Below are 20,792 nucleotides of genomic sequence, written 5' to 3'. Positions count from 1 at the left end.
AAGCACGAGAAAACGGAGGTGACGTAGTGAGACACACCTCAAGATTTGCTCAACAACAGGTGACTGCGGGGCCGTCCTGATCGATCCTGTGACAGAGCACTCCTTGCCAGGTGCCTCCAGCGTGTGAAGGCCGAGGCCGGGGGGACTAGCCTGACTACCGCATGAGTCAACACCAAGAGCGAGATGGATAGAGGCGAGCGCCAGCCGTGTCCAGCAGCAGTCCTGCGTCACAGTTCGGGCCGAACGAGTGGCTCGTCGAGGAGATGTACGACCAGTTCCTCGCGGATCCGTCGTCCGTAGACCCGGCGTGGCATGACTTCTTTGCCGACTACAAGCGTGCGGGCGGCAACGGAAGTGCCGCCGCCACGTCCAGCGCGGGTGGCTCCTCGGCCACCTCGACCACGACCGTGACGCCGCCGGCCGCCGACACCGGCAAGCCCGCGCCCGCCGCCGCACCCAAGCCCGCCGCGCAGCCGAAGCCGCAGCCGAAGGCGGCGGCCACCTTGCCGTCCACCGGCAAGCCCGCGCCGCAGCAGGCCGCCAAGGCCAAGCCGGTCACGCAGAGCGCGCAGCCCGAGCAGAAGCAGCTGCGCGGTGCCGCCGCCGCGATCGCGAAGAACATGGAGCTGTCGCTCACCGTTCCGACCGCGACCAGCGTGCGCGCCGTGCCCGCCAAGCTGCTGGCCGACAACCGCATCGTCATCAACAACCACCTGAAGCGGACGCGCGGCGGGAAGGTCTCCTTCACGCACGTCATCGGCTACGCGGTGGTCAGGGCGCTGCAGGCGTTCCCGAACATGAACCGGCACTACGCCGAGGTCGACGGCAAGCCGTTCGTCGTCACGCCGGAGCACGTGAACTTCGGTCTCGCGATCGACCTGCCCGGCAAGGACGGCTCGCGCACGCTGGTCGTCGCGTCGGTGAAGAACTGCGAGAACATGACGTTCACGCAGTTCTGGCAGGCGTACGAGGACCTGATCCGCAAGGCCCGCAGCGGCTCGCTGACCGCCGAGGACTTCGGCGGCACCACGATCTCGCTGACCAACCCCGGCACGATCGGCACGAACCACTCGGTTCCGCGCCTCACCGCCGGTCAGGGCGCGATCATCGGCGTCGGCGCGATGGAGTACCCCGCGCACTTCCAGGGCACCAGCGAGCAGGCGCTCACCGACATGGGCGTCAGCAAGATCATCACGCTGACCTCCACGTACGACCACCGCATCATCCAGGGCGCGGAGTCGGGCGAGTTCCTCAAGCGCGTGCACCAGCTGCTGCTGGGCGAGGACGACTTCTACGACGACATCTTCGCGTCGCTGCGGCTGCCCTACGAGCCGATCCGCTGGGTCGCGGACATCCCCGAGGGCGCTGTCGACAAGACGGCCCGCGTCATAGAGCTGATCGACGCGTTCCGCACGCGCGGCCACCTGATGGCCGACACGGACCCGTTGAACTACCGCCAGCGCAGCCACGCCGACCTGGACGTGCTCAGCCACGGCCTGACGCTGTGGGACCTCGACCGCGAGTTCCCCGTCGGCGGCTTCGCGGGCAAGGAGCGGATGAAGCTCCGCGACATCCTGGGCGTGCTGCGCAACTCGTACTGCCGCACCGTCGGCGTCGAGTACATGCACATCCTGGAGCCGGAGGAGCGCCGCTGGATCCAGGAGCGCGTCGAGGTTCCGCACGAGAAGCCGCCGGCCACCGTGCAGAAGTACATCCTCAGCAAGCTCAACGCCGCCGAGGCGTTCGAGACGTTCCTGCAGACCAAGTACGTCGGCCAGAAGCGGTTCTCGCTGGAGGGCGGCGAGACCGTCATCCCGCTGCTCGACGCGGTGCTGGACAAGGCCGCCGAGCACGAGCTCGACGAGGTCGTCATCGGCATGCCGCACCGCGGCCGCCTGAACGTGCTCGCGAACATCGTCGGCAAGCCGATCTCGCAGATCTTCCGCGAGTTCGAGGGCAACCTCGACCCCGGCCAGGCCCACGGCTCCGGCGACGTGAAGTACCACCTCGGCGCCGAGGGCAAGTACTTCCGGATGTTCGGCGACGGCGAGACCAAGGTGTCGCTGACGGCGAACCCGTCGCACCTGGAGGCCGTCGACCCGGTGCTCGAGGGCATCGTGCGCGCCAAGCAGGACCTGATCGACAAGGGCGGCGACTTCTTCCCCGTCCTGCCGGTCGCCCTGCACGGTGACGCGGCGTTCGCGGGCCAGGGTGTCGTCGCCGAGACGCTGAACCTGGCGCTCGTGCGCGGCTACCGCACCGGTGGCACCGTCCACATCGTCGTCAACAACCAGGTCGGCTTCACCACCGCGCCGGAGCACTCGCGGTCCTCGAAGTACTCGACCGACGTCGCGAAGATGATCGGCTCGCCGGTCTTCCACGTGAACGGCGACGACCCCGAGGCGTGCTACTGGGTCGCGAAGCTGGCGGTCGACTACCGCCAGGCGTTCCACAAAGACGTCGTGATCGACATGGTCTGCTACCGCCGCCGCGGCCACAACGAGGGTGACGACCCCTCGATGACGCAGCCGGCGATGTACGACGTGATCGACCAGAAGCGCTCGGTCCGCAAGACCTACACCGAGGCCCTGATCGGCCGCGGCGACATCACGGTCGAAGAGGCCGAGAAGGCGCTGCAGGACTTCTCCAGCCAGCTGGAGCACGTGTTCAACGAGGTCCGCGAGCTCGAGAAGCACCCGGTGACGGTCAGCCCGTCGGTGGAGGCCGAGCAGCAGGTCCCGGCGAAGCTGCCGACCGGCATCACGCGTGAGGTGCTGGAGCAGATCGCCGACGCGCACGTGAACCTGCCGGAGGGCTTCACCCCGCACGCCCGCGTCAAGCCGGTGCTGGAGCGCCGCGCGAAGATGGCGCGCGACGGCGGCATCGACTGGGCGTTCGCCGAGCTGCTCGCGTTCGGCTCGCTGGCCCTGGAGGGTCGCAAGATCCGCCTGGCTGGCCAGGACTCGCGCCGCGGCACGTTCGTGCAGCGCCACGCGACCCTGATCGACCGCAAGTCCGGCGAGGAGTACACGCCGCTGCAGAACCTGTCGCCGGACCAGGGCAAGTTCATGGTCTACGACTCGGTGCTGTCGGAGTTCGCCGCGCTCGGCTTCGAGTACGGCTACTCGGTCGCGAACCCGCAGGCGCTGGTGCTGTGGGAGGCGCAGTTCGGCGACTTCGTCAACGGCGCGCAGCCGATCATCGACGAGTTCATCTCGTCCGGTGAGGCGAAGTGGGGTCAGCGTTCCGACGTCGTGATCCTGCTGCCGCACGGCCACGAGGGCCAGGGCCCCGACCACACGTCGGGCCGCATCGAGCGCTGGCTGCAGCTGTGCGCCGAGGGCTCCATGACCGTCGCGGTGCCGTCGACCCCGGCGAACTACTTCCACCTGCTGCGCCGCCACGCCCTCGACGGTGTGGACCGCCCGCTCGTGGTGTTCACGCCGAAGTCGATGCTGCGCCTGAAGGCCGCCGTCAGCGGCACGGACGAGTTCATCAACGACCGCTTCCAGTCGGTGATGGACGACCCGACCGTCAAGGACCCGAACGCGGTCACGAAGGTCCTGCTGTGCAGCGGCAAGATCTCCTACGAGCTGCACGCCGAGCGAGAGAAGCGCGGCAGCGGCGACGTGGCGATCGTGCGCGTCGAGCAGCTCTACCCGGTCCCGGCCCGCAAGCTGACCGAGACCCTGGAGCGCTACCCGAACGCGAAGGACATCCGCTGGGTGCAGGAGGAGCCGGCGAACCAGGGCGCGTGGCCGTTCTACGGCCTGGCCCTGCCGGAGCTGCTGCCCGAGCACCTGGGCACCGTCCGCCGCGTGTCGCGCCGCCCGATGGCCGCCCCGTCGGCCGGTTCGAGCAAGGTGCACGAGGTCGAGCAGCGCGAGATCATCACCCGCGCGTTCGAGTGACCACCGCCTGACAAGACCGAGCCGCCGGGCCCTCACCAGGGGGTCCGGCGGCTCGCTTTCTACCGCCACACAGGAGTCTCTGCCATGTACTTCACCGATCGCGGCATCGAGGAGCTGGAGAAGCGGCGCGGCGACGAGGAGGTCACCTTCGCGTGGCTCGCCGACAAGCTCCGCGCGTTCGTCGACACCAACCCGGACTTCGAGACCGCCGTCGAGCGCCTGGCCACCTACCTGGCGCGCGACGACGACGACTTCGAGGACTGACCTAATCCGCCATTGGTCCACTCCCCCTAGTCCTTTTTCCGCCACGCGGGGCCCCATCGTGTGCGTGGACAGTACGTGGGGCCCCCGCGTACTGGAAGGCAGGCGGGGAGTGGTCTACCAGGCGTACGCCTCCGGGGCCGGCTTGGAGCCGTTCGGGGCGGGGGCGGGGAACAGTTCGTCGAGGCGTGCCAGCACGTCCGCGTCCAGCTTGAGCTCCGCCGCCCGCAGCGAGTTGTCGAGCTGCTCGCCGGTGCGCGGGCCGATGATGGGCGCGGTGACGCCGTCCTGGTGCAGCAGCCACGCGAGGCCGACGTTGGCCGGGTCCTCGCCCAGCTCCGCGCACAGCTTCTCGTAGGCGTCGATGGTGTCGCGGTGCTTCTCCAGCGCGTCCGCCGAGCGGCCGGACGAGCTGCGGGAGGTGCCGTTCTCGCGCTGCTTGCGCAGGACGCCGCCGAGCAGGCCGCCGTGCAGCGGCGACCACGGGATGACGCCGAGGCCGTAGTGCTTGGCGGCGGGCAGCACCTCCAGCTCGACCCAGCGGGTCATCAGGTTGTAGATCGACTGCTCGGAGACGAGCCCGAGGAAACCGCGGGTGCGCGCGGCCTCGGCGGCCTGGGCGATGTGCCAGCCCGCGAAGTTCGACGAGCCGAAGTAGATGACCTTGCCCTGCTGGCGCAGGACGGAGAACGCCTCCCAGATCTCGTCCCACGGCGTGTCCCTGTCGACGTGGTGCATCTGGTAGAGGTCGATGTAGTCGGTCTGCAGGCGCTTCAGGGAGGCGTCGCAGGCCCGGCGGATGTTCAGCGCCGACAGCTTGGTCTCGTTCGGCCAGTCGCCCATGCTGCCGTAGAGCTTGGTGGCGATGACCGTCTTCTCGCGGCGGCCGCCGCCCTGGGCGAACCAGCGTCCGATGATGTTCTCGGTGACGCCCTCGCCTTGCTTCCAGCCGTAGACGTTGGCCGTGTCGAAGAAGTTCAGGCCGTGCTCGTGGGCGCGGTCCATGATCGCGTGGCTGTCGGCCTCGGACGTCTCGGGACCGAAGTTCATCGTGCCGAGGCACAGGCGGGAGACGGACAGGCCGCTGCGGCCGAGGTGGGTGTACTCCATGCTCTCCACCCTGCCCCCTGGGCTCCCCCGGTGCCACGTGGAGCTGCTCCAGCTCCCGCTACTCCCACTCCCACCGGATGCCGTGCACGTGACCGGCCTGGGCCTCGTGGACCAGCAGGTGGGCGGCGGCGGTCGTGCCGATCCACAGCTCGCCCGTGTCGACGGCGGGGGCGTCCGGGCCCTGCTTGGTGAAGCTGTGGCAGCGCACCGGGACGGCGTCGGGGTGGAACTCGACCTCCAGGAGGTAGTTGCGCAGCGGGCGCAGGAACGTGCGGTCCACGCGGGAGCTGTCCGCGCCGGGGTCGGAGAGCAGGCGCAGGTCGACGAGGCCCGTGTCGCCCGCGCGCAGGACCCGGTCGAGGATGATCTCGGCGACGAGCAGCTTGTGCTCGGCGTCCTTGCGGACCCTGCCCAGCCGGCACGACCCCTCCGCGACGACGTCGCCGGGTGAGCGGTCGGTGCCGTCGGCGGTCTTGGCGAGGAGCACCCGGTCGACGCCGTCCTCGAACGCCTCGATGACCGTGCTGACCCGGATCTCGACCTCCCGCCGGTCCTTGCCGATCGACGCGCGGTCGCGCACGTTCAGGTAGCGCGCCGGGACGGGCAGCAGGTGGTCGACGCGGGCGATCTCGCGGCCGAGGTCGATCGCGGCGGCGGCCCAGATGCCTTCCAGCGCGGTGGTGCGCTCGACCCACCGGCCGCGCGGGCGCCGGTCCCCCAGCCTGCCGGTCAGCGCGCCGGTCTCCAGCCGCAGGATCTCCTCCAGCGCGGCGACGGCCGAGAGCGACTCGGGGCGTTCCGGCCGGCTGCGGCCGCGGCGCCAGTAGCTCAGCGTCGACTGGCTCACCTGCACGCCGCGCGACTCCAGGTGGCGCTGGATCCGCTCCAGGCTGAGGCCGCTCGCCTCGACCGCCCGCGTCAGCTCCTCGGCGAATTCCGACACGGTCGAATGCTACGGCCGGTGATCGCCCGGCACGCCCGTGCGCGCCGCCACAGTTTTGACAGAGTTGACGACTGAAGTTTCGAACCTGTTGTCCGGCGCACCTGTCGCGTTAGTTTCTCCCTGTGCCCGAAACATTCTTGAGACGCGAATCAGGAATAGCGCGCACACCGGTTCTCAGAACACGGTAAGACCAGGTCTTGCCGTCGTCGCACCCCTGCAGCGACGACGGCCGCCTCAACGCCCCGCAGCGCGGGCCCAACGCGGCCCGGCCCGCGCATCGGTCATCCGGGGGCGTTCGTGGTGGGAATGGGAGTAGCGGCCTACTCCCATTCCCACCGCACACCTCTGATTCCCGGCTTCGAGTTCCGCACGTGGATGTGCGTCGACGCGGTCGTGCCTATCCACAGCTCGTTCAGCGCGGTCTCCGGTTCCTGCAACGACGGCCGGGTGAACTCGAAGCACCGCGCCGGCACCGCGTCCGGGTGGAAGTCGACCTGCAGCACGTAGTCGCCCACCGGTCGCAGGAACCGCCTGTCGCACACCTCGCTCTGCGCACCGGGCCGCATCCGCACCCGGTAGTCGACGAGCGCCGTCTCCCCCGCCCTCAGCACCCGGTCGAAGAGCACCTCCGCGACGAGGAACCCCGTGGAGTCGTCCCCGCGCACCCGTCCGAGCCTGCACGGCGGCCCCGCCTCGATGGACGGCACGCCGAGGTCGTCAGGGTCGGCGAGCTGGATGGCGAGGAACCTGTCGACGCCGTCCTCCAGCGCCTGCACGACACCGGTGGAGTGCATCTCGACTTCACGCCGGTCCGGCCCGATCACCTGCCGGTCGCGGACGGTCAGGTACGTCGACGCCGTCGGCTGAAGCCGGTCGATCCGCGCCATGACCTCGCCGAGGTCGGTGGCACGCGAGTCCCACATGTCCTCCAGGGACATCGCCTGGTCCACCCAGCGCCCGCGCGGGCGCTTGTCGCCGAGCCGGTCGGTGAGGAAGCCCTCGCCGAGGCCGAGCAGCTCTTCCAGGGCCGTGACGACCTTCAGCGACTCCGGCCGTTCCGGTCGGCTGCGGCCGCGGCGCCAGTAGCTGAGCGTCGACTGGCTCACCCGCATGCCCCGTGCGCCCAGGTGGTGCCGCACGCGTTCGAGGCTGAGACCGCTGTTGTCGATCGCTTTGGTCAGGGCTTCGGCGAAGTCCACGACGCCACCGTACGGTCCCGGCCCGTTGCGCCAGTAGGCCCAGACGAAGGGTGCTCAGACGGACCGTTCACCCCGGCGCCACACCGCGTGGGTCAACGGGACTCCGGGCCGGTAGGCGAGGTGCGTGACCGACGGCGCGTCCAGCACGTGCAGGTCGGCGCGGGCCCCCGGCCTGATGACACCGACGTCGTCGCGGCGCAACGCCCTCGCGCCGCCCGCGGTCGCCGCCCAGATCGCCTCCTCGACGGTCATCCGCATCTGCAGGACCGCTGTCGTCACGCAGAACGCCATCGACGAGGTGTAGGACGAGCCGGGGTTGCAGTTGCTGGCCAGCGCGACCGTTGCGCCCGCGTCGAGCAGGGCACGGGCGGGCGGCAGCGACTGCCGCGTCGACAGGTCGCACGCCGGGAGCAGCGTGGCGACGGTGTCGGAGGACGCCAGCGCGTCCACGTCCGCGGCCGACAGGTAGGTGCAGTGGTCGACCGACGCGGCACCCAGTTCCACGGCCAGCCCCACGCCGGGGCCTTCACCGAGCTGGTTGCCGTGCACGCGCAACCCCAGCCCCTTCGCTTTAGCTGCCTCCAGCACGGCCTTGGACTGGTCGTAGTCGAAAGCGCCCTTCTCGCAGAACACGTCCGCCCACCGCACGAGAGGTGCGACGGCGTCGAGCATCTCGCCGCGGACCAGCTCGACGTAGATGTCGGCGTCCTCACCGGGCGGGACGAGGTGCGCCCCCAGGAACGTGACCTCGTCGGCGTGCTCGGCGGCGATGCGGGCCGACCGCACCTCGTCGGCGACGTTCAGGCCGTAACCGGTCTTGGTCTCGACGAACGTCGTGCCCTGCCGGAGCGCCTCGGCGACGTGCTTGCGCACGACCTCGGACAGTTCGGCGTCGGTGGCGGCACGGGTCGCGTTGACGGTGACGGCGATGCCGCCCGCCGTGTAGGGCTTGCCCGCCATGCGCGCACCGAACTCGGCCGTGCGGTCGCCGGCGAAGACGAGGTGGGTGTGGCTGTCCACCCAGCCCGGCAGCACGGCCCTGCCTTCGACGTCGACCCGTTCGTCCGCAGGCGGCGCCTCCGTCGCACTGCCGACCCAGGCGATCTTCTCGCCGTCGATGACCAGCGCGTTTCCCGCGGACTCGCTGTTCGTCGTCAGCTCACCGATGCCGGTGACCAGCACGCTCATGCCCACAGCTCCTCGATCGCGTCCGCCAGCAGCTTGCCGACGTCTCCCAGGGTCTCGTGCACGCCGTTCGAGGCGACGACCCTGCCTCCCACGACCACGGTGTCCACATCGGACGCTGTGGCCGAGAGGAACACCTGCTGCGGCAACGATCCCGCGGTGCGCGGGGTAGAGCAACTGATCGCCACCAGGTCGCAGGGAGCGCCGGGCTCGATGCGTCCGCCGTCCCAGCCGAGCGCGGAGTGCCGGGTGGCGACCTGCAGCAGCTCCTCCGGCGAGAACCGGCCGCGCTGACCGGTGCGGAGCCGTTCGCCGTGCTCCAGTGCCCTGGTCTCCAGCAGCGGGTCGGCCACCGCGTGCTGGTCGCTGCCCAGCGACAACGGGCTGCCCGCGTCCGCCAGCTCACGGGCAGGGCCGATGCCGTCGGCGAGGTCTGCCTCGGTGGTCGGGCAGAAGCACGCCCCCGTGCCCGAACCGCCGAGCAACTCGATGTCCTCGGACGTCAGGTGCGTGGCGTGCACCGCCGTCGTGCGCGGCGACAACGCTCCGGCCTCCGCGAGCAGACCGGTCGGCGTCAGCCCGTACGCGGCGAGGCACGCCTCGTTCTCCGCGGGCTGCTCCGACAGGTGGACGTGCAGCGGCGCGTCGGGGAACGCCTGCGCCACAACGGGAAGCTCCGCTCGCGGCACCGCGCGGACGGAGTGGATCGCCGCCCCGACCTTCATCACGTCGTCGGACTTCAGCTCACCGACCCGGCTCGCCCACGCCTCCGCCGTGCCGTCGGAGAACCGCCGCTGCACCTCGTTCACCGGCTGGCCGATACCGCCCGCCAGGTAACAGGTGTCGAGCAACGTCAGGCGGATGCCCGCGTCCTTCGCCGCTTCCCTCAACGCATAGCCGAACTCGTTCGACCCGTCGTGCACGTAGTGGAACTCGCCGACCGCCGAGACCCCGGCAAGCGCCATTTCACCGTAAACCGCGCGGGCCAGCCGGTAGTACGACTGCGGCGTCAACTTGGCCGCCAACGCGTACATGCCTTCGCGCCACGTCCAGAACGTGCCGCCACCGTCGTGCGTCCGTCCGCGCAACGCCCGGTGGAACGCGTGCGAGTGGACGTTGGCGAACCCGGGAACGACAACGCCGTACAGCCGCCGCACCCCCAACGGAATCGTGTCCACAGTGGACACGCTGGAGATGCGCCCGTTCTCCACCCTGACGAGCACGCGCTCGGCGAGCCCGCCGGGCAGCCAGGCCCGCTCGCACCAGTAGTTCATGAGCCGAGGTGTTCGATCGTGGCCGCCAACGCCCTGACTCCTTCGTCCACGTCCGCCTGCTCGGCGAACTCCTCCGGCGCGTGGCTCACCCCGGTCGGGTTGCGCACGAACAACATGGCCGTGGGCACGTGAGCAGCGAGAATGCCCGCGTCGTGCCCCGCCCCGGTCGGCAACGCCGGAACACCGCCAAGCGCGTTCGCGATGTCGTCCCGGAGCCGCGGGTCGAAGTGCACCGTGTCGCCGTACGACTCCTCGGCGATCCGCACCTCGCATCCCTCCTCCGCCGCGGCTTGCCTCGCCGCCTCGGAGATCTCCGCGACCATCGCACGGGTACGTGCGTCATCACTGTCCCGCGCGTCCAGCCAGACGTCCACAGTGGACGCGATGACGTTCGTCCCGCCGGGGTTGGGCACGATCCGCCCGACCGTGGCCCGTCCGCCGTCCCTGGCGGCCCGGCGCGCGGCGATCACGAGCTGCGCCGCCGGAACCATCGGGTCACGCCGGTCCTCGATCAACGTCGCTCCGGCGTGGTTGCCCTCACCGGCGAACGTGAACCGCCACCGCCCGTGCGCGAGGATGCTGCTCGCCACCCCCACCGGCACCGTCAGCCCACGCCCCTGCTCGACGTGCAGCTCGACGAACTGCCCGATGCGCCCCAGCGCCTCGTCGTCCCGCCCGACCCGCTCCGGATCGTGGCCGGCGGCCTTCATCGCCTCGGCCAGCGTGACGCCATCGGGGTCCTTGAGGCTCAACGCCTTCGCGGCGTCGATGGCACCGCTGAGCAGCCGGCTGCCCAGACACGCGACCCCGAACCGGCCACCCTCCTCCTCGGCGAACACGGCAACCGCGAACGGCCGGCCTGGCGTGAACCCCTTGGCTTGCAAGAGGTCCACGGCTTGCAGCGAACTGGTCACCCCGAGCGGCCCGTCGAACGCACCGCCACCGGGCACCGAGTCGAGGTGGCTGCCGGTGACGAGCGCGTTCGCACCCGGCTCACCCCACCACGCCCAGAGGTTGCCGTTCCGGTCGGTCTCGACGGCCAGGCCCCGCCGTTCGGCCTGCTCGGCGAACCAGTGGCGGAGCTCGACCTCCGGCTTCGTGTAGGCGTGGCGGGAGTAGCCGCCCCGCTGCGCGTCGCGGCCGATGTCGGCGATCTGGTCGAGCATCACGCCACCCCCGGCAGGCTCACGCAGGGGTCCCCTCCGGGGGGTCCCCCGACTTTCATTCTCCCAGCGAGGTCTGACATTTCTCAGCGCTCCATCGGGATGTGCACGCCCTTGTCGGCCGCCACCGCCCTGGCCTCGTCGTACCCCGCGTCCACGTGCCGGATGACGCCCATCCCGGGGTCGTTCGTCAGCACCCGCTCGATCTTGCGCGCCGCCAGCTCGGTGCCGTCCGCCACGGTCACCTGCCCGGCGTGGATCGACCGGCCGATGCCGACGCCGCCGCCGTGGTGGATCGACACCCACGTGGCGCCGGAGGCCGTGTTGACCAGGGCGTTCAGCAGCGGCCAGTCGGCGATGGCGTCGGAGCCGTCCGCCATCGCCTCGGTCTCGCGGTACGGCGACGCGACCGAGCCGCAGTCGAGGTGGTCGCGGCCGATCACGATCGGCGCGGACAGCTCGCCGGAGGCCACCATCTCGTTGAACCTGAGACCCGCGAGGTGCCGTTCGCCGTAGCCGAGCCAGCAGATGCGGGCGGGCAGGCCCTGGAACTCGACGCGCTCCCCCGCCATCTTGATCCACCGCGCGAGCTGCTCGTTCTCCGGGAACAGCTCCAGGATCGCGGCGTCGGTCTTCGCGATGTCGGCCGGGTCGCCGGACAGCGCCGCCCAGCGGAACGGGCCCTTGCCCTCGCAGAACAGCGGACGGATGTAGGCGGGCACGAAGCCGGGGAACGCGAACGCGCGGTCGTAGCCGCCGAGCTGGGCCTCGCCGCGGATCGAGTTGCCGTAGTCGAACACCTCGGCGCCGCGGTCGAGGAAGCCGACCATCGCCTCGACGTGCGTGGCCATCGACTTGCGGGCGCGTTCGGTGAACTCCTCCGGCTTCGCGGCCGCGTACGAGGCCCAGTCCTCCAGCGGGACGCCGATCGGCAGGTACGCCAACGGGTCGTGCGCCGACGTCTGGTCCGTGACGATGTCGACGGCGACCTCGCGGCGCAGCAGCTCGGGCAGGATCTCGGCCGCGTTGCCGACGACGCCGACGGACACGGCCTCACCGGCGGCCTTGGCCGCCAGGCACCGTTCGACCGCCTCGTCCAGCGAAGCAGCGACCTCGTCGAGGTAACGGGTCTCGACCCGGCGCAGGGCGCGGGCGGGGTCGACCTCGATGCACAGCGCGACGCCCTCGTTCATCGTCACGGCCAGCGGCTGCGCGCCACCCATGCCGCCCAGACCGGCCGTCACGGTCAGCGTTCCGCGCAGCGTGCCGCCGAAGCGCTTCTGGGCCACGGCGGCGAACGTCTCGTAGGTGCCCTGGAGGATGCCCTGCGTGCCGATGTAGATCCACGACCCGGCGGTCATCTGCCCGTACATCGTGAGGCCCTCGGCCTCCAAGCGGCGGAACTCGGGCCAGTTCGCCCAGTCCGGCACGAGGTTCGAGTTCGCGATGAGCACGCGTGGCGCCCACTCGTGCGTGCGCATGACGCCGACCGGGCGGCCGGACTGCACGAGCAGGGTCTCGTCGGCTTCGAGGTTGCGCAGCTCGCGGGAGATCGCCTCGAACGACGGCCAGTCGCGCGCGGCCTTGCCGGTGCCGCCGTAGACGACGAGGTCCTCGGGGCGCTCGGCCACGTCGGGGTCGAGGTTGTTGTGGAACATCCGCAGGGCGGCCTCGGTCGACCACTGCTTGGCGGTCAGCTCGGTTCCTCGATCGGCACGAACAGAGGTCATGACAGGGCTCCACTTCGGATGAGGGCCTCGGCGGCGGCGATCTCGGGGGCGAGGTGGCGATCGGGGCCGGGCCCGGGCACCGTCTCGCGCAGCTTCGCCACGGCGGCGGCCGTCGCGGGGGCGGGCTTGAGGGGCGCGCGCAGGTCGAGGGCCCGCGCGGCGGTGAGCAGCTCGATCGCGAGCACGGTCGTCAGGCCGTCGACGGCCTTGCGCAGCTTGCGGGCCGCGGACCAGCCCATCGACACGTGGTCCTCCTGCATCGCCGACGACGGGATCGAGTCGACCGACGCGGGCACGGCCAGGCGCTTGAGCTCGGACACGATCGCCGCCTGCGTGTACTGGGCGATCATGTGGCCGGAGTCCACGCCGGGGTCGTCGGCGAGGAACGGCGGCAGGCCGTGCGAGCGGGAGACGTCGAGCATCCGGTCCGTGCGGCGCTCGGCGATCGACGCCACGTCCGCGACCGGGATGGCCAGGAAGTCCAGCACGTACGCGACGGGCGCGCCGTGGAAGTTGCCGTTCGACTCCACCCGTCCGTCGGCCAGCACGACCGGGTTGTCGATCACCGACGACAGCTCGCGGTCCGCCACCGTCGCCGCGTAGGCGACCGTGTCCCGGGCCGCGCCGTGCACCTGCGGGGAGCAGCGCAACGAGTACGCGTCCTGCACGCGGGTGCAGTCCGGGCCGCGGTGCGAGGCGACGATCTCGGAGTCGCGCAGGAACGCGAGCATCCGCGCCGCGCTGTGGTTCTGGCCGGGGTGCGGGCGCAGCGCGTGCAGCTCGGGCTCGAAGACCCGGTCCGTGCCGAGCAGCGCCTCGACGCTCATGGCGGCCGTGAGGTCGGCGATGTCCAGCAGCCTCGTCAGGTCCGCGATGGCCAGCGCCAGCATGCCGAGCATGCCGTCGGTGCCGTTGATCAGCGCGAGGCCCTCCTTCTCGGCGAGCCGCACCGGTTCGATGCCGGCCTCGGCCAGCGCCTCGGCGGCCGGGACGAGCTCGTCGCGGGCGTTGCGGACCATGCCCTCGCCCATCAGCGCGAGCGCGCTCGCCGACAACGGCGCGAGGTCACCGGAGCAGCCCAGCGAACCGAACTCGTGCACCACCGGGGTAATCCCGGCGTTCAGCATGCCCGCCATGGCATCCACAGTGGACAGACGGACGCCGGTGTGACCGGTCGACAACGTGCGCAGCCGCAGCAACATCAGCGCGCGCACGACCTCGCGTTCCACCTCCGGACCCGATCCGGCGGCGTGGGAGCGGATCAGCGACCGCTGCAGCTGCGCGCGGCGGTCCGGCGGGATGTGCCGGACGGCGAGCGCGCCGAACCCGGTCGAGACGCCGTAGGTGGGACGTTCCGCCGTGGCGAGCTGTTCGATGTGACCACGGGCGGCGCCGACCGCCTCGCGGGCCGCCGCGGTGATCTCCACCGGGGCACCGTCGCGGGCGACGGCATGGACGTCGTCGAGGGTCAGGGGCTTGGGACCCAGCTCCACCGGTTGTCGCATGCAGACATCACAGCGCTCCGGGGCCGCCTCAGCGACCCCGGAGCGCGCGATGGCGTCTGGTATCCCAGACGTAGGTCAGAGGCCCTTGCCGATCCACTCGGTGTCGGGGTGGTCCATGTGCTGAAGGGACACGCGCGTGGCCGTGTCGACCAAGTCGTCCGTGCTCTGACCATCACCCGAAACGGTGAGCCACAGCCCGCTGTCCCGCACCACGAGCGACCCGTCGGCGACGATCGCGCCCTGCCTGCCGCGCACCGACACCGGAGTGCCACTGGTCTGCGCGGGCGTGCTCGTCGAGACCGTCACCACGTACTTCTCCGAGTGCCACCGCGCCGTCCACCGGCTGGGCGTGCTGCCCCACACGTCACCCGCCGGCTTGCCGTCGAGCGAGAACGGCGTGAGGAAGGAGATCTTCGTGTCGGACCGCACGGACTCCGCGACGCTCATCGCGGTCTGCTGCCCGGCCTCCTGCCCGCGCACCGACACGCGGAGCACGTCCTGCGCCTGCCACACGAGCTCGGTGGTCGGACCGGCCGACTGGCCCTGGACCGTCCTCGCCCACGCCTTCAGCCCGCGCACGCTGGTCTCCAGCCACCCGCTGAGGTCGGGCAACGCCTGCAGGCTCGTCAGGCTGACCCGCGGGTGCCCGGTCTGCAGGGTCGGGTCCACGTCCTTGGCGCTCGCCGGCACCCAGACTCGGGTCGTCTCCTCACCGACGCTGCGGAACGTCTCGACGTACCCGTCCGGCAGCCAGTGCGGCGTGTACTCGATGTCGACGGTCTGCCCGGTCCCCGGCATCAGCGCGGCGGCGGCGCTGTTCGCGTCGGGCGGCGCGTACCTGTCGCTGGCGACGACACCCGCGAAGATCAGGACGGCGACGGCGGCGACCCCGGCCGTGGCCATCAGGAAGATGTTGCTGCGCTGCTGTTTGCGCTTGCGCCGCAGGGCGTTCAACGTCGGCCCGGGATGCGGCGTGCGTTCGGCCAGCTGGCCGAGCGCGTCCTTGATCAGCTGTTCGGTGTCGTTCACGAGAGGCCCTCCCCGAACCGCAACCCAGCACCAGCGGGTTCCGGCAGATGTTCCGTGCGGAGTGTGGCCAGCGCACGTGAGATGTGGCTGCGCACTGTTCCCTCGGCACAACCGAGCATCTGTGCGATCTCCGAGTCGTCGTAGTTCTCGTAGTAACGGAGCACGACCGCAGCCCGCTGCTTGCGGGGCAGCCTCGCGATCCGCTGCAACATGGCTTCCCGCTCGTCGTAGTGGTGCGTGGTGTCGGCGACGGGCGGGGTGACGGACTCCAGGGTCGACATGCACAGGGCGACGTCCTTCGCCGCCCTGCGCCGGCGCCACGAGAGGTACTCGTTGGTGACCATGCGTTTGACGTAGGCGTGCGGAAGGTCGACTGATCCGATGCGGTCCCACTTCTGCTGCGCACGCAGCAGCACCTCCTGGACCACGTCCTGGGCCAGGTGCGGGTCGCACGTGAGCACGGTGGCGTAGCGCAGCAGCGGTGTTACCTGCTCTGCAGCGAAGTCATCGAAACTCGGTGTCAATCCCGACCCCCTTCAAAACCGTCACACCCCTATGACGCAGCTCGGGCCTGTTCTGTTGAGTCTGCCCTGAAGTAGTAACGGCGTGGGCTGGATCACGTGGGAAAATCACCGCGTGGGCAGCAGCAGTGACGTTCCCGCGCTGCGGCGAGGACTGGCGGTCCTGCGGCTGCTGGCGGGCAGACCAGGGCCGGTCTCCGCGGCGTCGGTGGCGCGCGAGCTGAATCTACCCAGGTCAACGACCTACCACCTGCTCTCGGAACTCACCGAGGCAGGCTTCGCCACGCACTTCCCCGAGGAGAAGCGCTACGGCCTGGGCGTGGCCTCCTTCGAGCTGGGCTCCGCCTACCTGCGCCACGACCCCCTCGAACGCCTGGCTCGCCCGCTGTTGCGACGCCTGGCCGATCGGATGGAAAAGGTGGCGCATCTGGGTGTACTCCACGGCCCGGAGGCCCTGTACCTGGTACGGGAACAACCGAGACAACCCCAGTCGATCGTCTCCGACGTGGGCGTCCGCCTCCCCGCCCACCTGACGGCCTCCGGCAGGGCGATGCTTGCGCACCTCCCCCCGGCCCAGGTCAGAGCCCTCTTCCCGTCCGTCGAGTCGTTCGTGGACCGCACCGGCCGAGGCCCGCACAACCTCCCGGCGCTACGCCGCGTCCTGACCGCGGAACGCCGCCAGGGCTGGGCGGTGGAGGACAGCTTCGTCACGGTCGGCTTCGCCTCGGTGGCGGCCCCGGTCTTCGACCACGGCGAACGCCCGATCGCCGCGATCACCCTGACGTTCCGCCACCTGTGCGACACCCCGTGCGGCCAGACCTGGCCGGATCTGGCCAAGGAGGTCCGCAAGGCAGCGGACGAGCTGACGGCCCGGATCGGTGGCCACCCGGCGTCGGGCTGACCCGCACAGGGCCCTGAGCCGAACTATGCCGCGCGTGCGGAGATGAGCACTGTTCCAGGCTTCCCCGCCACGGGGGCGTCGATCGTCTCCACCACGATCTCGCCGAACCCCGCCGCGCAGAGATGTCCACGCCACAACGGAACGGCGAGATGCTGTTGCCGGACCACCTGTCCAGCCTCGTCCCGCTGAGGAGTGGCAGGAGGCTGTGAGAACGCGAAGATGCCGCCGTCGTTCATCTTCTTCCGCACCAGCGGGAACAGGACCCGCGGGTCGGTGAACCACACCGCGCCGAAGATCGAGTAGACCACGTCGAACATCGTGCTCACCTCGCTGAGGTAGTCGACCGCATCAGCGGTGACGAACTCCAGCTCACCGAGGTGGCCCCAGGTGCGGTGGGCGACATCGGCACGGCTGGGCGCGAGGTCGACGCCGGTGCAGGTCGCGCCGAGGGTGGCGAGGTGCGCGAGGTTGGCCCCGGCACCGGAGCCCAGTTCCAGCACCCGCCTGCCGCGAACGTCGCCGAGCACGGACTCGTCAGGACCGTGGTCCGGGTACTGGGTCCAGTTGAGCCAGGTCGCCGCACCTGCGGCGTTGACGGTGCGCCGCGGGGTGTACTTCGCGGCGTACCGCTCCCAGATCTCTGCTTGGGGGCTGCTCACCGGCCATCCCTTCGTGCGGGTCCCTCGTTCCGCGCTCAGAGAAGCGGAACGAGGGACGGTAGCAGCGGTTGTGGCAGCGCGCGTCACTTGCCGGGGCTGTCGTGGCAACCCACATAGCACTGGTTGCAGTCGACGGACTGCGCATTCCACAGTTCGGCGTCGAGCGTGAACCCGGCCGCGCGAATGGCCTGGATCGTCGTGCTCAGCAGGAGCGGTCCCGCCGCACCGTCCTCAGGCAGGTGCGGGATGTGGTGGATGTAGCGGCCGGCGTTCTCCTCGCAGAACGCGAAGTAGTGGGGTGTGTCGAGAGTGAAACTGTGGACGCCCTTGTCGACTGCCGGCGTCGGTCCCATCGGGATGTCCGGGTTCTCACCCGCGACCACGAGATACGCGACAGTCTGGCCGAAAGTGCGTTCGGCCAGGTCGCGATCCATCTCGTGGTCACGCATGAGCAGCCGGACCTCGCGGTCCCACACCTCAGCGGGCACACATGTCCGCGGATCGCGCAGGCTCAATGCAGTGGACATACTGGTCTCCTTCAAGTGCGGTTCTCCGGGCCGCGTTCGATCGCGGCTTTCGGTGTGCTGCGAGAGCACACCAGTCAGGGGCCACCAGAACGGTGGTGATCGAGCGTGGACGGGCGTAGTGGTTCACCGTCGTGGCGCAACGGGAACCGACGTCACCAACCGCCGTTCTGCGAGACACACATCGCAGATTTGAAGCGGGTCGAGCGGTCTCCCGGGAAGCTCGAAGTAGGGACGGAAGGTCCTGCGACACAGCGACTCGACGCTGCCCCCGCTGAAATGGCGAAGTGCGTGTCATGGTCCGCAGTGGTGGCGAGGTACCAGGGCACGTAGTTCTCCGGTGATCAGGTACTTGCTTCGAAAGTGAAAGAGGTCGCCGGCTGCGCGCCCGCGTCTCGTGGTCGAACCGAGGCGGATTCGGAAAAGACGGAAGGCCAGAGCTGTGGATGCAGATCCAGCGGCACAAAAGGTCTGACGGCGACACCACGCCTCTCGATGTGACGCGCCGCCTCATCGAACCGAGCGCACGGCCAGAACTGTGTGGAGCACAACCGGCACACGGTTGTTCCGTCCGCAGGTGGCAGATGCGCGGCCAGTGTGTCGAGCGCACCAGCCAGAAGTCCGGCAGGGCTCTCAGCGGCCACGACGACGGCGACGATCTCCCGCATGGCGCCACCCAGCGCGAAATCACATGCTCGGGTGATCTCCGCGGAGTGCGGGATGCCGAGCGCCAAGGAGGGCGCATCGACGCATTCATCATCCAGTAGGGCGATGGTTCGGGCATCCATGCTGGTCATCACAGCTCCCTTGGCTATCTTGAGACCTGAATCACGTCGCATGCTGTACACAACCGGTAACCGGGTGCACAGACCACGGCATGGACACGACAGGACCACGGCATCCACACGGCACGACACGGTCTGAACAGCGGAAACGCAATCAATGAGGACCACGAACGGCATCGGGAGGCGCGGTAGCGATGAACGAGCACCCGATTGCGGTGCGACGCCTCCAGCTCTACTTCACTCAGGAGGGTCTGGCCGAGGAGGTCGATGTCGACACCCGCACTGTTCAGCGGTGGGAAGCGGGCGAGCGCAAACCTCAGCCTTGGAAGCGGTCGAAGCTCGCGAAGGTACTGCGCGTCACGAGGCAGCAGCTCGACTCCATGATCGACTGGGTGCCCAGTGGTGCACGTACGCCCGATGTCACGGCAGACTGGGAAGTGGCACCCGGAACGGGCGAGGCGTTCAGGGAGCAGTTTCCAAGCGAAGACCGGCTTGAACCAGGCGGTCACGACCAGAGTCTCGACGACCCTGAGCTGGCACCCGGTCCCCACCGCCAGCCGGATCCCCCGGAGATTGACGACATGCAGCGTCGCGAAGCGCTCCGCATGGCCGGCATGGTCGCCGCCATGCTCGCACTGCACCCCGCTACCGACCGTCCAGCTGATACCGACGACGCGGACTACGCGCAGTTCAACGCCGCTCTCTGGACGATCTACGCGAGTGCCGCCTCGAAATCCGAGGTGCTTCCGCTCGTCCGCAGCCAACTTGGCGTCCTGACCACGGAACTCGAGCGTGGTCACGGGCCCGCCGCCATGCAGCGGATCGCCGCGTCCGCCAGCGACCTCTACCAGCTCAAGGGCGAGATCCATTTCGACGGCGACGATTACACGCTGGCTGCGGACAGCTACGACCTCGCCGCGCGCCACGCCGAAGCGGCCGGCGACTTCGACCTGTGGGCGTGCGCGCTGACACGGCATTCGTTCCTGTCGGTCTACGAGCGCCGCTTCGCCAGCGCGGCACCGATGTTGGAACTCGCCGCCGGACTTGCCCGCCGTGGTCACCCCGGTCTCTCGACTCGGCATTGGGTCGCGGCGGTTCAGGCTGAGACCTTCGCGGGCTTGGGTGACCTGTCCTCCTGCCAGCGGGCCCTGGACAAGGCCGAAGAAGTCCGCGGACTGGCCGGAGCCCTCCAGAACGGAGGGTGGTTGCGGTTCGACGGCTCACGACTCCCAGAGCAACGTGGCACCTGCTATGCGACTCTCGGCCGGCACCTCCTGGCAGAAGAGGAGCTGGCAAAAGCGCTGCGGCACAAGCTTTCTCCCCGCCGACGCGCCGGTGTGCACGTCGATCTCGCGATCATCGGCGCCGACCGGCGAGACCGGGACCAGGTGATGGCCCACGCCAGCACGGCCCTGGCCGACGCCGTGACCACGAGTTCCGACTACATCCGCCGCAAGCTCGGCAGTCTTCAGCGCCACCTCGTGCCGATGCTCGGCGACAAGCAGGTACAGCGGCTGAGCGGTGAGATCAAGGCGTTGGCACCAGCGTCGAACACCCGATAGGACAGGAGAACCAAGTGCAGGACGACCGCGGTCGCGTGTTCCGTGAAGCCTGGATCGCAGGCGTCACCAAGCACTTCCCCGGCACGCCCAAGGACAGCTACGTCAAGCCGTGGGACGACACCGATGACTGGGAGAAGGCCAGCGCGACCGCGACCTACGACCAGGTCGTGGCGTTCATCGAGGCTGGAGACGGTGTCACGGGCTTGACCCGCGAGCAGAAGGGCCGGTTCGTCGCCACCTGCTGGCTCGTGCAGATCTACCGCAACGTCGCCGACCCCAAGCCCAGCCACGTCCCGGACTGGAACGACATGCCCAGCTGGTGGCAGCAAACCGACTGCGACATCTTCGAGGCGATCGAACGGCACATCGCGCGGTAGCCCGCCCGATCACCGCCGCCAGGATCTCGCCACGCGGAAGCGGAAGGACGGAGCCCTCGCGAACCGCAGTTGCACAGCCGGTCCAGCGAGAACGCACCCGAGGCTGGGCAGAACCGCCCAGCCTCGGTTGAATCGGTTCCATGGCGGAGGTGC

The 20,792-nt window shown here is 69.8% G+C and carries 18 protein-coding genes; 5 read left to right on the top strand and 13 right to left on the bottom strand.

Going from position 1 to position 20,792, the window contains the following annotated elements:
* Positions 1 to 206: 206 nt before the first annotated feature.
* Together BLT23_RS11040 and BLT23_RS11035 are read left to right on the top strand one after the other, a co-directional pair.
* Complete coding sequence (locus tag BLT23_RS11040; protein WP_090048193.1) at positions 207 to 3,911, top strand: multifunctional oxoglutarate decarboxylase/oxoglutarate dehydrogenase thiamine pyrophosphate-binding subunit/dihydrolipoyllysine-residue succinyltransferase subunit; 3,705 nt, start codon at positions 207 to 209, stop codon at positions 3,909 to 3,911.
* An 84-nt stretch (positions 3,912 to 3,995) separates the two neighbouring features.
* Positions 3,996 to 4,175 (top strand): DUF6104 family protein, encoded by a 180-nt coding sequence (locus tag BLT23_RS11035; protein WP_090048192.1) that lies wholly within the window; start codon positions 3,996 to 3,998, stop codon positions 4,173 to 4,175.
* Between the two features lie 114 nt (positions 4,176 to 4,289).
* Here BLT23_RS11035 and BLT23_RS11030 read toward each other — a convergent pair whose 3' ends face one another.
* The 10 genes from BLT23_RS11030 to BLT23_RS10985 form a co-directional block, all read right to left on the bottom strand.
* Positions 4,290 to 5,282, bottom strand: a complete 993-nt coding sequence (locus BLT23_RS11030; protein WP_090048191.1) for an aldo/keto reductase — start codon at positions 5,280 to 5,282, stop codon at positions 4,290 to 4,292.
* A gap of 58 nt (positions 5,283 to 5,340) precedes the next feature.
* Positions 5,341 to 6,225 carry a hypothetical protein gene (locus BLT23_RS11025; protein WP_090048190.1) on the bottom strand — a complete coding sequence of 295 codons (885 nt, stop codon included), beginning with the start codon at positions 6,223 to 6,225 and terminating at the stop codon, positions 5,341 to 5,343.
* A 320-nt stretch (positions 6,226 to 6,545) separates the two neighbouring features.
* On the bottom strand, positions 6,546 to 7,424 hold the full coding sequence (locus BLT23_RS11020) for a hypothetical protein (protein WP_090048189.1): 879 nt from the start codon (positions 7,422 to 7,424) through the stop codon (positions 6,546 to 6,548).
* Positions 7,425 to 7,478: 54 nt separating this feature from the next.
* Entirely contained in the window at positions 7,479 to 8,612 is a 1,134-nt protein-coding gene (hutI, locus tag BLT23_RS11015; RefSeq protein ID WP_090048584.1) for an imidazolonepropionase, read from the bottom strand.
* Positions 8,609 to 9,883, bottom strand: a complete 1,275-nt coding sequence (locus tag BLT23_RS11010; protein WP_090048188.1) for a formimidoylglutamate deiminase — start codon at positions 9,881 to 9,883, stop codon at positions 8,609 to 8,611. The genes hutI and BLT23_RS11010 overlap by 4 nt, the downstream gene beginning before the upstream one ends.
* Positions 9,880 to 11,049 carry an allantoate amidohydrolase gene (locus tag BLT23_RS11005; RefSeq protein ID WP_090048582.1) on the bottom strand — a complete coding sequence of 390 codons (1,170 nt, stop codon included), beginning with the start codon at positions 11,047 to 11,049 and terminating at the stop codon, positions 9,880 to 9,882. Before BLT23_RS11005 ends, BLT23_RS11010 begins: the two co-directional genes overlap by 4 nt.
* Before the next feature lie 83 nt (positions 11,050 to 11,132).
* Positions 11,133 to 12,776, bottom strand: coding sequence for a urocanate hydratase (gene hutU, locus BLT23_RS11000; RefSeq protein WP_090048187.1), 1,644 nt, complete (start codon positions 12,774 to 12,776; stop codon positions 11,133 to 11,135).
* A complete protein-coding gene (hutH, locus tag BLT23_RS10995) occupies positions 12,773 to 14,281 on the bottom strand; it encodes a histidine ammonia-lyase (RefSeq protein WP_090048186.1) in 1,509 nt (502 codons plus the stop codon). The genes hutU and hutH overlap by 4 nt, the downstream gene beginning before the upstream one ends.
* Positions 14,282 to 14,356: 75 nt before the next feature.
* Complete coding sequence (locus tag BLT23_RS10990; RefSeq protein ID WP_090048185.1) at positions 14,357 to 15,310, bottom strand: hypothetical protein; 954 nt, start codon at positions 15,308 to 15,310, stop codon at positions 14,357 to 14,359.
* Positions 15,307 to 15,834, bottom strand: coding sequence for a SigE family RNA polymerase sigma factor (locus BLT23_RS10985; RefSeq protein WP_090048184.1), 528 nt, complete (start codon positions 15,832 to 15,834; stop codon positions 15,307 to 15,309). The genes BLT23_RS10990 and BLT23_RS10985 overlap by 4 nt, the downstream gene beginning before the upstream one ends.
* 112 nt (positions 15,835 to 15,946) lie before the next feature.
* Between BLT23_RS10985 and BLT23_RS10980 the strand changes: the two genes are divergently transcribed.
* Positions 15,947 to 16,732, top strand: coding sequence for an IclR family transcriptional regulator (locus BLT23_RS10980; RefSeq protein ID WP_090048183.1), 786 nt, complete (start codon positions 15,947 to 15,949; stop codon positions 16,730 to 16,732).
* A gap of 23 nt (positions 16,733 to 16,755) precedes the next feature.
* On the opposite strand, the gene BLT23_RS10975 is transcribed toward BLT23_RS10980, so the two are convergent.
* The 3 genes from BLT23_RS10975 to BLT23_RS39965 form a co-directional block, all read right to left on the bottom strand.
* Complete coding sequence (locus BLT23_RS10975) at positions 16,756 to 17,391, bottom strand: class I SAM-dependent methyltransferase (protein ID WP_090048182.1); 636 nt, start codon at positions 17,389 to 17,391, stop codon at positions 16,756 to 16,758.
* An 83-nt stretch (positions 17,392 to 17,474) separates the two neighbouring features.
* On the bottom strand, positions 17,475 to 17,840 hold the full coding sequence (locus BLT23_RS10970) for a glycine-rich domain-containing protein (RefSeq protein WP_245743891.1): 366 nt from the start codon (positions 17,838 to 17,840) through the stop codon (positions 17,475 to 17,477).
* Between the two features lie 419 nt (positions 17,841 to 18,259).
* Complete coding sequence (locus BLT23_RS39965) at positions 18,260 to 18,712, bottom strand: hypothetical protein (protein ID WP_143035893.1); 453 nt, start codon at positions 18,710 to 18,712, stop codon at positions 18,260 to 18,262.
* Between the two features lie 182 nt (positions 18,713 to 18,894).
* On the opposite strand from BLT23_RS39965, the gene BLT23_RS10960 reads away from it, so the two are divergent.
* Positions 18,895 to 20,262: a helix-turn-helix transcriptional regulator gene (locus BLT23_RS10960; protein WP_090048179.1), complete on the top strand. Its 1,368-nt coding sequence runs from the start codon at positions 18,895 to 18,897 to the stop codon at positions 20,260 to 20,262.
* Positions 20,263 to 20,276: 14 nt separating this feature from the next.
* Positions 20,277 to 20,639: a hypothetical protein gene (locus BLT23_RS10955; protein WP_090048178.1), complete on the top strand. Its 363-nt coding sequence runs from the start codon at positions 20,277 to 20,279 to the stop codon at positions 20,637 to 20,639.
* The last annotated feature ends 153 nt before the right edge of the window (positions 20,640 to 20,792 follow it).

The organism is Lentzea fradiae (genome assembly GCF_900100955.1).
In the GTDB taxonomy this organism is placed as follows: domain Bacteria; phylum Actinomycetota; class Actinomycetes; order Mycobacteriales; family Pseudonocardiaceae; genus Lentzea; species Lentzea fradiae.
The sequence above is the reverse complement of the archived record's forward strand: the minus strand, read 5'-3'. Positions and strand labels throughout refer to the sequence as shown.